Source organism: Teredinibacter purpureus (genome assembly GCF_014217335.1).
GTDB classification, from domain to species: Bacteria; Pseudomonadota; Gammaproteobacteria; order Pseudomonadales; family Cellvibrionaceae; genus Teredinibacter; species Teredinibacter purpureus.
Genome location: NZ_CP060092.1, coordinates 2,499,241 through 2,512,939, shown reverse-complemented (window position 1 = coordinate 2,512,939; position 13,699 = coordinate 2,499,241). Strand labels below are relative to the sequence as shown.

General features: G+C 45.2%; 9 protein-coding genes. 3 read left to right on the top strand and 6 right to left on the bottom strand.

From position 1 onward, the window contains the following. Positions 1-45 precede the first annotated feature (45 nt). A complete protein-coding gene (locus H5647_RS10740) occupies positions 46-3,129 on the bottom strand; it encodes an ATP-binding protein (RefSeq protein WP_045858493.1) in 3,084 nt (1,027 codons plus the stop codon). A gap of 1,087 nt (positions 3,130-4,216) precedes the next feature. On the opposite strand from H5647_RS10740, the gene H5647_RS10735 reads away from it, so the two are divergent. The 3 genes from H5647_RS10735 to H5647_RS10725 all read left to right on the top strand — a co-directional run bounded on the left by H5647_RS10735 (position 4,217) and on the right by H5647_RS10725 (position 7,399). Continuing rightward, positions 4,217-5,701 (top strand): helix-turn-helix domain-containing protein, encoded by a 1,485-nt coding sequence (locus tag H5647_RS10735; protein WP_045858491.1) that lies wholly within the window; start codon positions 4,217-4,219, stop codon positions 5,699-5,701. 410 nt (positions 5,702-6,111) lie between these two features. After that, positions 6,112-6,813 carry a hypothetical protein gene (locus tag H5647_RS10730; protein WP_045858489.1) on the top strand — a complete coding sequence of 234 codons (702 nt, stop codon included), beginning with the start codon at positions 6,112-6,114 and terminating at the stop codon, positions 6,811-6,813. 106 nt (positions 6,814-6,919) lie between these two features. After that, positions 6,920-7,399, top strand: coding sequence for a hypothetical protein (locus H5647_RS10725; protein WP_045858487.1), 480 nt, complete (start codon positions 6,920-6,922; stop codon positions 7,397-7,399). 171 nt (positions 7,400-7,570) lie between these two features. Here H5647_RS10725 and H5647_RS10720 read toward each other — a convergent pair whose 3' ends face one another. The 5 genes from H5647_RS10720 to tilS form a co-directional block, all read right to left on the bottom strand. Further along, positions 7,571-7,912: a PBPRA1643 family SWIM/SEC-C metal-binding motif protein gene (locus tag H5647_RS10720; RefSeq protein ID WP_045858485.1), complete on the bottom strand. Its 342-nt coding sequence runs from the start codon at positions 7,910-7,912 to the stop codon at positions 7,571-7,573. A 259-nt stretch (positions 7,913-8,171) separates the two neighbouring features. After that, positions 8,172-9,461: a phosphopyruvate hydratase gene (gene eno, locus H5647_RS10715; protein ID WP_045858483.1), complete on the bottom strand. Its 1,290-nt coding sequence runs from the start codon at positions 9,459-9,461 to the stop codon at positions 8,172-8,174. Between the two features lie 37 nt (positions 9,462-9,498). Continuing rightward, complete coding sequence (kdsA, locus tag H5647_RS10710; RefSeq protein ID WP_045858481.1) at positions 9,499-10,350, bottom strand: 3-deoxy-8-phosphooctulonate synthase; 852 nt, start codon at positions 10,348-10,350, stop codon at positions 9,499-9,501. A 22-nt stretch (positions 10,351-10,372) separates the two neighbouring features. After that, positions 10,373-11,995, bottom strand: a complete 1,623-nt coding sequence (locus tag H5647_RS10705; protein WP_045858479.1) for a CTP synthase — start codon at positions 11,993-11,995, stop codon at positions 10,373-10,375. A 271-nt stretch (positions 11,996-12,266) separates the two neighbouring features. Beyond that, positions 12,267-13,613: a tRNA lysidine(34) synthetase TilS gene (gene tilS / locus H5647_RS10700; protein WP_045858478.1), complete on the bottom strand. Its 1,347-nt coding sequence runs from the start codon at positions 13,611-13,613 to the stop codon at positions 12,267-12,269. Positions 13,614-13,699 lie beyond the last annotated feature (86 nt).

Below are 13,699 nucleotides of genomic sequence, written 5' to 3'. Positions count from 1 at the left end.
CTAACGGACGAAAAAGCGCATCGCATGGACAATGCTATGCAACGCCTAAGCCGGCTCCGTTGTATTTACCTTGAGGTCGGACAATAAACGTTCCGCTTGTTGAAAATGCCAGTGCATTCCCATTTTATTAAATTCAAGCAACGCTTTTTTCACAAGTATCTTTGCGGTAACCAAATCGTTTTCTAGCATGGCAATACGTGCTTCCTGAAGATTGACGACGGCCATTTCGTGCTTTGAATCGCGATGTTTTACATTCGCTTTTGCTTTTGCAATATAGTGCTCTGCACTCTCTAACCCCTCTACTTCGCCCCCTACACTAAGCTCTGCAAGCACGCGCAAACACATACTTGAACCAATCACGTCACCTCGTGCAGCACATTGCACCCCGCTATTCGCGTATCGAGCCGCTTTTGCCAACTCACCAATTTCAGTCATTACCTCCGACAGCCAGCCATAAACCATTGAGAGATGCAGGTATATTTGCTTCCCTTCAAACCACTGGAGCGACTGCTCCAATGCAGCAATGGCCGAAGGCGTTGCAGAGAGCCTCCAGCTAGCATAGGCCTCCATCGCTTTACCCAAAGTAAACGCATAGGGAGAATTTACCTGCTCGGCACGAAACCTTGCGCGCTGTCCAAATAGCATCGCGTCATACCATTCACCGCGCCATAGAAGCGAAGCGGAATAAAACGCACACACCGACGATTCTATCGCAAAACCTTTACCGGTGATCAATTCCATTGATGCCACTAATTTATTTTCGGCCTCTTCAAAATCACCCATATCGGCCAAGACCATTCCACTGCAGGCTAGTGCATAGCTTAATTCGAATTCGCCATAAATATCGATTTCGCCAGGATTAACGCCTTTAAAACCTTTTGTAAAATACTCAATGGCCTTTTTATTATCCGACGACGCTGAAAGTGCTTGCCCCAGAGTTAACAAGCGAAAGGAAGATGAGATGCCATTACCCGAAGCCGATACAACAGCATAAGAACGCTGAAAATGTATTAGCGCCTTATCCGCATTTCCAAGTGTATAGTTCACCCAACCTAACCAGTATTCAGATTGCTCGATTGCCGTATTATCTTCAATAAAATGCGCGCAAATTAGAGCATACTCTAGAATAGCCAAGTCTTTTTTATTAGGGTAATACGAACACGCTAACGCGTAACGCCGCGTTACATCGACATACTGAATCATAACCTCACGCGTTTGCCCAAGATCTCGCATGGCCGCGAGCGCGTTAAATAATTGATACCGCGCTCGATCCAACGCAGCAACCTCTAACGCTTTTTTCCCCGCTTTAATGGCAAACTCAATTGTCTTGATCGTATCGCCGCACTGACTGTAGTGGTAGGCGAGACGCTCATAATTCGCTTCAACGGGCTCGGAGTCGTTATGAACAAGCAACGCCCCCACAGCACGTTGATGTAACATTTTTTTCTCTTTCAAACCTATTGCGCTGTATAGCGTATCCCTAATGACACCGTGTTTAAAATGTATTGCTCGGTGCGAATCAGAAGAGAAGAATATTCCGGCGTCCACCAACGCTTGTATTTGATGCTCTGCAACACCATGTTCGAGAACAAACTCCAGTAACGGGATATCGTAAACATGACCAATCACCGCTGCTGCGCGCGCTATCGCTTGACCCTCATCACTTAAGCGGCTCATCCGAGCAGCAATTAAACCATGTAAAGACGTTGGTATTTTCAAACTATCTTTAAGGACCCTTAGATCTAACTCACTGGCCATAGCTGAGCGACACAGCTCTTCGATAAACAATGCATTGCCACCCGATTGCTCGTAAATACGCACCGCCAAACCAAGTTCGCTTTCATCAATTAGACTATGGACAACTTGTTTTGACTCTTGAAAGGAAAAGGTACCCACAGTAATTTGATTGCTAAAACGCCTTTCGTGCTCACCACTCACCGCTCGCGTTGTGCTAATCACCATTATTTTTTGGTGGGTGGTCTTGATGAGTACGTAATTTAAAATATACCGAGAACGCTCATCTGCATTTTGCCAATCATCAAAAAATATCACCATTGGTTTGTGAGCAGTAATCAGCCCAACAACCAATACGATAACATCGGCAATTTGCTTGAGTTCACGGCCGATATCCTCATGTCCTTTGACCGTTCCGGGTGCGCCACCGTTAGCAGCCCCTCGCATAAACGAAAGCAGTAACGCTATTTGCTCATCACTCAACTCGTCAAAACGACGCTTTAGGCCATTTTTAATTTGTTTGTAATCGGCTACCTCGTTGACACCTGCGACCGACTGCAGGAGCTGGACTAAAGGCTGTATAGGCCCTGCATCATCCTCCTCTCTACAATAGATACGGTGAATATCGCTCATATTCGAGCGCTCTTGTTGAATAAAAACATCAACTAAACGAGATTTTCCTACGCCCGCCTCACCAACAATACAAACACTTCTCCCGTGGCTAGCTTCCACTTCAGCAAACAAACGACTTAATTCCGCCAGTTCACGGCCGCGACCAATAAAATGGGTAAACCCCCTTACTTCACTGGCTTCGAAACGGCAACTAACATTAGATTGAGAATAAATCCGGTGAGCCTGTAGTGCTTCAGATTTACCTTTTAGAAAAAGAGGTTGTATACGCTGAGTAGAAAAATAAGGAAGAACACCTGAAATTGTTTTTTCAGATACAATTATTTCGCCAGGCGCAGCCACATCGGATAAGCGAGCCGCGGTATTCAAACTATCGCCAATTATTTTATAACGCCCTTGAATAAAATCGCCTTCTTCAACGACGACAAGACCGGAGTCTAACCCTGTGTGAAACTGCAATTTTTCGGGCATACCCTTAACGCGAGGAACTGATATTTTTTCGACCAGTTCGTGCAATGCTAGGGCCGCATTAATTGCACGGGTGACATCATCTTCCAACGGCTCTGGCAATCCAAAAATAGCCAATACACCATCACCATAGAATTGATTAACAACACCGCTGCAATCAATAACTGTCGCTTCAACGAGTTCGCGAACCTGCCTTAGCAGATCAGCATATAATTCAGGGTCTAATACATCCCCCAGCTTTGTGGAAGCACAAAGATCGACAAAAAGAACAGTTACATAACAACGACGTACAGCCACAAGAACCCCAGTAATACCATCAACTAGAAAATTGAGAACCGCATTTAACCATGTAGTTCAATGTATAAACAAGCCCATTTGTACTACAAAAAAAAGCTAGCCTTTTGTACTAAAAATTACACGAGGGAAGACTATAAAATAGAATGATACCCGTAAGCAATTAGATTACTCGACACAAAAAAAAGGACTAACGAAGTAAATCCATAGTACTAACTTTATTAGTGTAATCACACAAATCACGTAAGATTTAATCAAACACTTTGTACATTTTCCGAATAACGAAGCAACGACATCAATAAACACTAACGCAACGCATAGAACCCCTCACAAGGGCGCGCGAACTTAACCTGTGTGAGTTTTATCACACGGGAAATCTGATTGAATGCCTACTTTCTCTACTCGTTACAACTTAAGACTTGGTTCGTTAAAACGTAGATAACCCCGCAGGTAGATACCTCCTATTGAAATGAGCCGCTCAGTATTTATAAAAATGGCAGCGCCAGTACTCTACCTTAATAAGCAGAGTTCACTAAGCAATACCTCTCGCCGTAAAAGCCCACGACGCAAAACCTCTGCCTCAATTCAATCTGCCACTGCCACTTTTCGACCGAACGCTGGATACCGCAACGCGGCATAAGACAACCCCCGGTAAACTTAAGTAATATTTTTTATAAATACCTCAATATCAAGTTAGAAGTGCGACATCCATCGCTCCCAACGGTCAGCCTACGCAAGACAAAAACCCTTCTGCTTTAAAGGTATGGATAGACTAGCCTCATTCGCTCAAATAAATCGCTGGCCTTGAGAAAATTAGATCAATTAACATAGCCTACAGGATAAGAAATTTTTCAGATCGCGGGCGAACATAATCACTGTTTTACCAAAACCGTATAGAACGTCCTGCTCGATAACTTTTTGGAAAAGACTTTACCGATTAAACCCTATTAAATAGACGCAAAAAAAACATGACGATACATGTGCCATAGGCTCTTCAGGACTACCGCCCGAATACTGTATATGCCGCCAATAAGTGATTTGCACCCATACAAAGACTACAGCCAAGTGGTAAGCTTGAGCGTCTACATCTATGCGTACTAATCATTCAGCACCTATGAATACAAATGAAACGATAAAAATTGGCGACTGGTTAATAGACCCCATTCACTCTTCTGCGGCCAAAGAAGGAACATCAAAACGTTTAGAGAAGCGCTTATTAAAAGTGCTTCTAGTCCTCGCGGAGCATGATGGAGAGCCTGTTAAGAAAGACATTATTCTTGAAGCCGCTTGGGCAGGCAAACACCCAACCGACGACACTTTATCCGTGGCTATCAGTAACTTACGAAAAATATTTAGCTGCTCTCCCCAATCACCTTCATTTATTGAAACGATTAGTGGTTACGGTTATCGGCTTTTAGTTCCTGTTCAACATAATTTTGGCGCGGCCAATGACAACATAATTAAAGCTCCACCTAAAGCTAACCTCACACTCTACCGCTATGGGATTGCACTCCTCCTAACCGTGTTACTCGCGAGTGTAGCCTATGTCGTAATAACCGATAAAAATATCGAAGACGAAAACGGTTTTGGTATGCAAGACTATCGAACCGACGAATTTTTCCTAAAATCCGTCTACCTCATTACCGATAACAACCGCACCCTAGAGACACTGGACGAAGCGATTGTATTACTAAATTCCTTGGATACCAGTAATCCAAACACATCAGAGATCCACTATTACCTTGGGCAAGGGTATCTATTCAAATATTTCTATTCACCACCTGCCCATAAAAAAACTTACGCCGCAGAAGCTGAGAAAGCATTTTTACACTCCATTTACCTTAACCCTAAAAATCACCAGTCGTTAAACCAGCTCGCGTCAGTGAGCATGTTTATCCATCACAATCTATTGCTTGCGAAAAACTATTATATTCGCGCCATATCGGCAGCTCCGCAATTCGCGGAAGCCCATATCGCTTACGCGACCTGTTTATTAGCCATGGGAAATTTTGATAGGGCTCTGCACCACAACAAAATTGGCATGTCCCTTAAACCAGCGCATTACGCATCGCCCTCTCATGTATGGATATTTTCAATCGGTGGAGACTACGAAAATGCAAGCCGTAGCCTAGCAAAACTATTTACACTAGACCCAGACTCTATCAATTATCACCGATCAGGAATGAAACTATACGAAATACAAGGCATAGAAAAAAAGGCCTTCGAATTTTATTTACAGTCATTTAAAAGAGTTGGCTATTCAGAAGAGGATATCGCCTCCGCGAACAAAGCCTTTAACGATGGAGGCCTTAAACAACTCAACCACTGGTTAGCTAATATCAAAAAAGAGTTGGCCGATATTGGGCAAGGTACGCCACCATTTTCCACCGCTCGCTATCACGCCGCCGCCGGAGAGCATGAGCAATCACTGGATCTACTTGAAGCCATTGAAAAACACGAACCGTTCAAACTTTTATGGATAAAGGTTGAACCAAAATTTTCAGGCATGCGCACATTACCTCGTTTTGTTGCCCTGACAACACGTTTAGGTATTAGTAATTTCCCCGAAATATAACGTAAGGAAAAAATTAGTTAATACATTATCTAATAAAAAACGTAAAAATCCGCAACTTTAAAATCACTACAATACCTTTTCCGTTCGCCTGCTGATCAACCTTCTTCAACAACTCAATGTTTTCCTCTAGCGTCACACCTTATCTCGACCTCGTAATTTATCGCCTCACTATTAAGATGGAAATTTAAACAAACAAATAACATCAACAATTGTTCATTAGCACTAATTTAGCCATTTAATAAAGGTTAATTTTATTTTTAACCAAAACTTTAGATGTTCTTCAGGACTACCGCCCGCACAAACCTAATAATTAGTGTTTCTAAGCACACATACCGTTTAAAAAATTACCGTAGAACGGCATTACGAAGAAAACAACATAAAGCCATTGGATATCAATAAAGGGTGCCTGTATGAAAAAACGTTCGATCGCCATAGCAGTGCCGTCATTGATGATGCTCTTTGGAATGGGGCATTGGTCCGGACGTCACTTCGTTGAGAACAACACCTCTACGTGCAATGTATCCATTCCGACTCAAGACACCATTCAAAATGAAAGTGGTTCACTACCGAAGCATTTAATGCACGGTCAACACAGTTCACTATTACGGCCTAACCCAACACTTAGCCGCTCCCCCGATACAAACAGCGCTGCAGCACAAGTCACCGCATCACAGCGCGCCGCGGAAGCGTCTCAGACCGTTGCATCCCCCACAGTAGACAACACTACATCACAACTTAACACATGGATTAACACCCATATCGTTGGCGATAAGAATTTTAATCTTTCAGAGAAAATGGAATCATATTTTTTAGAAGAACAGCCAGATCCAAGCTGGGCAACGGAACAAGAGGACGTGTTTTTGGATCTTTTCTTTGAAAGCCCAGCACTGGCCGACTTTTCGTTAATCGACGTGCAATGTAAAGCGACTCAATGCCGGCTATCAGTCGCCACTTTAAACACTGAACACAGCAACACCTTTACAGCCAGCCTTTCAAACGCATTACCTGCCAACGGGCAAGCACAAACACTCTTCGCAAACCCTCAACAAGATAGCAACGAAACAATTGTCTTCGTTTCTCGACAAGGTGAAACTTTTGGTTTTATGCAATAAGTAATGCTTTACAGGCCGTAGAGCACATTCATGGCAGATTGTTCTGCACGTGCACAACACATGGAACGCGTTGAGTCGCACATCATTAACTTTTGAGGACATTACTATGCAGATTAAAAAATTAACCACCATCATGAGTGTGAGTATCGCCTGCCTTTGGGGCGCCCACGCAAGTGCGCTGGAACCAGCACAGAATTGCGAATTAATTACCTTTGCCATCGTCAACGAAGGCACTACCATTTACGACCGAATGGAATGTGACCTTCCCAGCCCCTCTACCGAGCGAGCTGTCGCGTTTGCTCGACAACGAAATTATGGCAGCGGCCCTGCGTGTAATATGCTCTCCGTATATTCACCCTTTACGAATACCGGCAGCTGTTCTTCGCCAAGCATTAAGATCCCCGGTAATGTCATCATCTTCTGTACAGCGCCAGGCGAACTGTATGGCAACCGAACAACGTGGGAATTGGCTGCGGAAGAAGACAGTATTTATGCTCTGTGTGGCGATGGCTGTGGGTACAACACCTTCAAAACAGACCAGAGCGATCTGTTAAAAGTCGTGTGTAATGAAGAAAGCATGTTATAAACGAAAAGCACGGTATAAAAACGCTGAGCCTATCACAACAGCTTTAATTATTTTGTTTTCGGCCGAACGTAGATAGGGAAAACAAAGCCGGCGACCCATGATGGGTCGCCGGCTTTTTTATACGGGTATAACTGTATTAAACGCCTTAGTCTTCGAGAAAATTACAAACTGCTAGCCGCAACATTTCTTATACTTTTTTTCGCTACCGCAACTACAGGGGTCGTTACGCCCAGGCACCTTATCGAGCGTCACTGTTTCACTTTTATTAAGGTGTAGAGTGAGTTCACTAATAGATTCAACGGCACCCTCGCGGCTATCTACGCTAATATCTGCATATAAGTGAGCCTTCGCTACCAACGCTTCTACTTCTTGCCTGCGTTTTTCACTGGTAACAACTAACGTCAAAGGATACTTTTTACTCCCGGATTTGCTTATAGCGTTTGTTTCATAGCCAAATTTAACGTGATTTTCACGTATAGCTTGGCGACCCTTGAAAAAAAATTTATCTGACATGTCATAACTCAAACAGTATTAAAAAATAGAATACGCAACCCTCAATATAATGGTTACCGCCCAACCGACTCAGTTTAACACTACAGCCGGCTCATTGCTTATCCGTACAAAAGTAAAGTAGAAGCTTCAAGCATACAGCTTATCGACAACTCATTGGCCTGCAACTCGTTCCGTTATGCGCTACAAAGTAAGAGTTTCAGCCGCACACAAAAAAAGCCGGCAATAGCCGGCCTTATATTAAATTTCTACACTCAAACGCTTAGTTTTTAAATTCTGCACGGCCACGGTATACCGCTTTTTCGCCCAATTCGGCTTCAATGCGAAGCAGACGGTTATATTTGGCTATACGGTCTGAACGAGACAAAGAACCTGTTTTAATCTGACCCGCCGCAGTGGCTACAGCCAAATCGGCAATAGTGGTATCTTCGGTTTCGCCAGAACGGTGTGAGATTACAGCGGTAAAGCCTGCATCCTGAGCCATTTTGATGGCGTCTAGCGTTTCTGTCAAAGAGCCAATCTGGTTGAATTTAATCAAAATAGAATTACCGATACCTTCATCGATACCACGCTTCAAGATTTTAGTGTTGGTCACAAACAAATCGTCGCCTACCAACTGAACCTTATCACCAATTTTCTTGGTAAGAATCTCCCAGCTCGCCCAATCACTTTCGTCCATGCCATCTTCAATAGACAAAATGGGGAACTTAGCCGAAAGCTCTGCTAGGTAATCCGCATACTCTTCACCGGAAAACGTCTTACCTTCACCGGCCATGTCGTATACGCCGTCTTTATAGAATTCTGAAGAAGCACAATCCAGCGCTAAAGTTACGTCTTCACCCAGCTTGTAGCCAGCATTAGCAACCGCTTCAGCAATAGCCTCTAAAGCCGCTTCGTTGGACGGCAAGTTAGGAGCAAATCCACCTTCGTCACCAACGGCAGTATTCAAACCTCGGCCCGATAATACTTTTTTCAGGCTATGGAATATTTCAGCGCCCATACGCAATGCTTCGGTAAAACTAGGTGCGCCAACAGGCTGAACCATAAACTCTTGAATATCTACATTGTTATCCGCGTGCTCTCCACCATTAATGATGTTCATCATGGGTACGGGCATTGAATATTGGCCAGAAGTACCGTTTAGGTCGGCAATATGGGCATACAATGGAATACCTTTGTCGATGGCAGTTGCTTTAGCAGCCGCTAACGAAACAGCCAAAATGGCGTTCGCACCGAAGTTACCTTTGTTTTCAGTGCCGTCGGCATCGATCATAATGCTATCGAGTTCACGTTGCGCGCCAGCGTCTTTGCCTATTAACAAAGGTTTAATAGTATCGTTAATGTTGGCAACAGCTTTTAATACGCCTTTACCTAAGTAACGACTTTTATCGCCATCACGCAGCTCTAAGGCTTCACGGGAACCTGTAGAGGCTCCAGACGGTGCACATGCACTTCCAACGACACCGCTTTCTAATACCACTTCCGCCATAACGGTTGGGTTACCGCGGGAGTCCATTACCTCAAAACCAACTACGTCTACAATCTTGCTCATAGTGACTGTCTCTCTTTGTTTACACTAACGTTAATAACTATTGAATATCTAATGGTGGTAAAACTTTAATTAAATTATCCACCGCTTTCATTTGCGCCAAAAATGGTTCCAGTTTTTCCAACGGAAGCGCGCTGGGACCATCGCATAAAGCTTCTGCAGGGTTCGGGTGAGCTTCGATAAACAAACCCGCTAGCCCAACGGCCATACCGGATCTCGCTAACTCCGCCGTTTGATGTCGACGACCGCCAGACGCTGCGCCCAAGGGGTCGCGACACTGTAGGGAATGCGTTACATCAAAAATAACGGGTAAGCCATTACTCACTTCTTTCATAGTGCGAAAACCCAGCATATCGACAACTAAGTTGTCGTAGCCCATGCAGGCTCCACGTTCACATAGGATGAGGTTTTCATTGCCACCCTCTGCAAATTTTTCAACAATATTTTTCATTTGCCCTGGGCTTAGGAACTGCGGTTTTTTTACATTAATAACCGCTTTCGTTTTAGCCATTGCTTCGACCAAATCCGTTTGCCGAGCAAGAAAAGCCGGCAACTGAATAACATCTGCAACCTCGGCAACCATTGCCGCCTGATGTGGTTCATGCACATCTGTAATAATCGGTACGCCGAACTCTTCCTTGATGGCTCGAAAAATTTCGAGGCCTTTATCAATCCCTGGCCCTCGATAAGAGCTAATAGAAGAGCGGTTTGCCTTGTCGAACGATGCCTTAAACACGTAAGGAATATCTAACTTTCGCGTGACGGTTACATACTTCTCCGCCACTTTTAGAGCCATCTCTTTGGATTCTAAAACATTCATTCCGCCGAAAAGTGTAAAGGGCCTATCGTTGGCAACCTCAAGGTTGCCAACTTTAATAATTTTATGTTTCAAATACTGTCTCCTAGACGCTATTTTAATCGCGCTCTGCCATTGCAGCTTTGATGTAACTTAAAAATAAGGGATGTCCATCACGCGGAGTAGAGGTAAATTCTGGATGAAACTGACACGCAATAAACCAAGGGTGGTCAGGTAGCTCAACCACTTCAACGAGGGTGTCGTCGGCCGACCACCCACCAATATGCAATCCGGCTTGTCTCAATTGATCCAAAAAGTGGTTATTCACTTCATAACGGTGGCGATGGCGCTCAACAATTAAATCTTTTCCGTAAATAGACGAGACTTTTGAGCCCTTCTCAAGGTGGCATTCTTGTGCACCCAAACGCATAGTGCCGCCTAAATCAGAACTTTCGTCTCGCTTTTCTGTGTCGCCATCGGAGGTGATCCATTCTGTAATTAGACCAATCACGGGGTGCGCTGATTTTGGATTAAATTCGGTGCTATTGGCGTCGTCGAGCATTAATACATTGCGGGCATATTCAATAACCGCACATTGCATACCCAAACATATGCCGAGGTACGGCACTTTATTTTCTCGCGCATACTGCACGGACATTAACTTACCTTCTAAGCCACGCTCACCAAAACCACCTGGCACCAATATAGCATCTGCATCGGCCAATATTCCGGTGCCTTGCTCTTCTATATCTTCGGCATTGATGTAGTTAATTTTTACGTCAGCGCCGGCATGTATACCTGCATGCTTAAGTGCTTCATTTAAGGATTTGTACGCGTCCAGCAAATCCATATATTTGCCGACCATCGCAACCGTAATTTCTTGGGTAGCATTGTTCTCTAATTCGAGTACGTGCTCCCACTCTTTCAAATCAGCTTCGGGCGCGTCAATACCAAACTTATCGAGAACAATATTATCGAGGTTAAAACCTTGCAATAACTTCGGAATGGCATAGATTGAATCGGCATCGGCCAACGGTACAACGGCTCGCTCTTCAACGTTCGTAAACAACGATATTTTACGACGTGAATCTTCATCAATTTCTTGCTCTGAACGGCACAAAAGGATATCCGGTTGAAGGCCAATAGAGCGAAGCTCTTTCACCGAATGTTGGGTTGGCTTTGTTTTTGTCTCGCCAGCTGTCGCAATATAAGGCACTAGTGTCAGGTGCATTAATAATGCGCGCTGAACACCCATTTCAACTTTAAGCTGACGAACAGCCTCCAAAAAGGGTTGTGATTCGATATCACCGACGGTGCCACCAATTTCAACGAGCGCTATATCATAGCCCTCGCCACCGCTTAATATGCGACGTTTAATTTCATCTGTAATATGTGGAATAACTTGCACGGTACCGCCAAGATAATCTCCACGGCGCTCTTTGCGTAGTACCGTTTCGTAAACACGGCCGGTAGTAAAGTTATTACGCTTGGTCATCTTTGTGCGGATATAGCGCTCGTAATGCCCAAGATCTAAATCAGTTTCTGCGCCATCTTCCGTGACATACACCTCGCCATGCTGAAAAGGGCTCATAGTGCCGGGATCAACATTGATATAGGGGTCTAGTTTAAGAATAGTGACATTAAGGCCTCGCGCTTCTAAAACTGCTGCCAAGGATGCCGAAGCAATACCTTTCCCCAATGACGACACAACGCCGCCCGTTACAAATATATATTGAGTCATTGAAGCCCTTAAATTGACTGTTGGTAGTGCTCACACAGGTCCACTCTCACACGCCGTAAAGACAAGGTGATAAGAGGTTGCATAACGTTACTGCGCCTGAATGTTAGGAGTTTTGATGTTTGGGGCGAAAGTGACCATTTTCGCAGCAAACCGCATCGATCTGGCGGTTTGCAAAGCTAGGGAAAACGTGATCCTTAACCTTGCGAAGACTGCCCCTGAGATGGGGCGCCAGAGTACCAGAAAGCGGCTTCTGACTCAATCTGAAATACACCTAGCTGGCGGGTTTGAATGCCCAACTCAATGCGGCGCCACCTTCTACGGCAACCCCCTGACAGACCCATAAATCACCTACTGCCACCAAGGTTTCGTCACGATAGATCAATGGCACCCTATCTCGCAGCCAAGGCTCCAACTCAAACTCCTGAAGTAGTTTCTTTAATGTTTGCGACCGGGCTCGCTGCTCGGGGCGGCAACGCTCGCCACCTTGGCGCGTTTGAATCTGGTACCGCCCTGCAGGCAGCCCAAAACCCGTTTCAGATGGAATGGCGCCTAGCACGAACCCGTCATTCAACGTGCATTCGCCAACGCCATCCCATGTCACAATGACTTCCGTGCGCTCCCCTACCGGCAGTCGCGGCACAATGTATAACCGCTGACGAAAACGGTGCACACTGCAACCATCACAATACTGATGAGTCTCACGCCCCCAACTCACCTGCGGAAAGGCATCATCTGCAGCCATCACCACCTTATGAATTTCGCTGAGTTGCGCCTGCGTAGGAAGGCGAACATTCAATGAGTCAAGCCAATAACGCAGTAAGTGATTTTGCTTTACTAATGAAAACCCCGATAAAACGGTGAGGTCAAGGCTATGGCCAACACGCTCACTTACGGGTAAACACTGTTTTAAATCTTCAGACAAGTAATCGTCTAATAGCGCATGGCTTTGCTGTAACAACTGTGCGCTAGAGGCAATGCGCTTGACCGCTTTCGGCCAGCGTTGCTCGATGAGGGGTAACACCTCTTGGCGTAAAAAATTTCGATCGAACCGGGTATCAGCATTGCTGTGATCTTCAACCCACGATAACTGTTGATCCGCCGCATAAGCGGCGAGCGCTTCGCGAGTGACGTTTAATAATGGCCGTAACAACAGCCCCGCCCCCAACGGCTCATTTAATACGCGCTGTGGCGGCATGCCTGACATCCCCTTTAATCCAGCGCCACGCATCAATCGAAAGACGAGTGTTTCCGCCTGATCATTGGCATGGTGTCCCGTTAGTAAAATATCGGATGCTTCTACTAGTCGATTAAAAATATTGAACCGAGCCTCCCGAGCGGCCGACTCAAGCCCCTCTCCCGCAGACGCCACGACCACCGTATGGACCTCGCACCTAACACCCCAACTTTTTGCCTGCTCAACGCAATGCTTGCTCCAGCCCTGCGCACGAGAGGACAACTGATGGTTAACGTGAACCGCGACAAGGTTTTTCAACCCTAACTCCACTAACTGATGTAGCAGCACTGTTGAATCTAAGCCACCGCTATACGCAACCCATACGCGTCGAGCGCCAGCGAGTTGCTCGCTTCGATAATGAAGTGCTTGAAAAACTGAAGACATAATGGAAAAGTGCCTACCCAAAGACGTGCCTTCGAGATTGGCACAGGTGTATACCCACTATAAAAATGTAACCGCGGGAACTCTAC

Excerpts from the sequence above, each read along its gene's own strand:
- H5647_RS10735 (WP_045858491.1), top strand. The coding sequence starts at position 4,217 with ATGCGTACTAATCATTCAGCACCTATGAATACAAATGAAACGATAAAA.
- H5647_RS10730 (WP_045858489.1), top strand. The coding sequence starts at position 6,112 with ATGAAAAAACGTTCGATCGCCATAGCAGTGCCGTCATTGATGATGCTC.
- H5647_RS10725 (WP_045858487.1), top strand. The coding sequence starts at position 6,920 with ATGCAGATTAAAAAATTAACCACCATCATGAGTGTGAGTATCGCCTGC.
- H5647_RS10720 (WP_045858485.1), bottom strand. The coding sequence starts at position 7,912 with ATGTCAGATAAATTTTTTTTCAAGGGTCGCCAAGCTATACGTGAAAAT.
- eno (WP_045858483.1), bottom strand. The coding sequence starts at position 9,461 with ATGAGCAAGATTGTAGACGTAGTTGGTTTTGAGGTAATGGACTCCCGC.
- H5647_RS10705 (WP_045858479.1), bottom strand. The coding sequence starts at position 11,995 with ATGACTCAATATATATTTGTAACGGGCGGCGTTGTGTCGTCATTGGGG.
- tilS (WP_045858478.1), bottom strand. The coding sequence starts at position 13,613 with ATGTCTTCAGTTTTTCAAGCACTTCATTATCGAAGCGAGCAACTCGCT.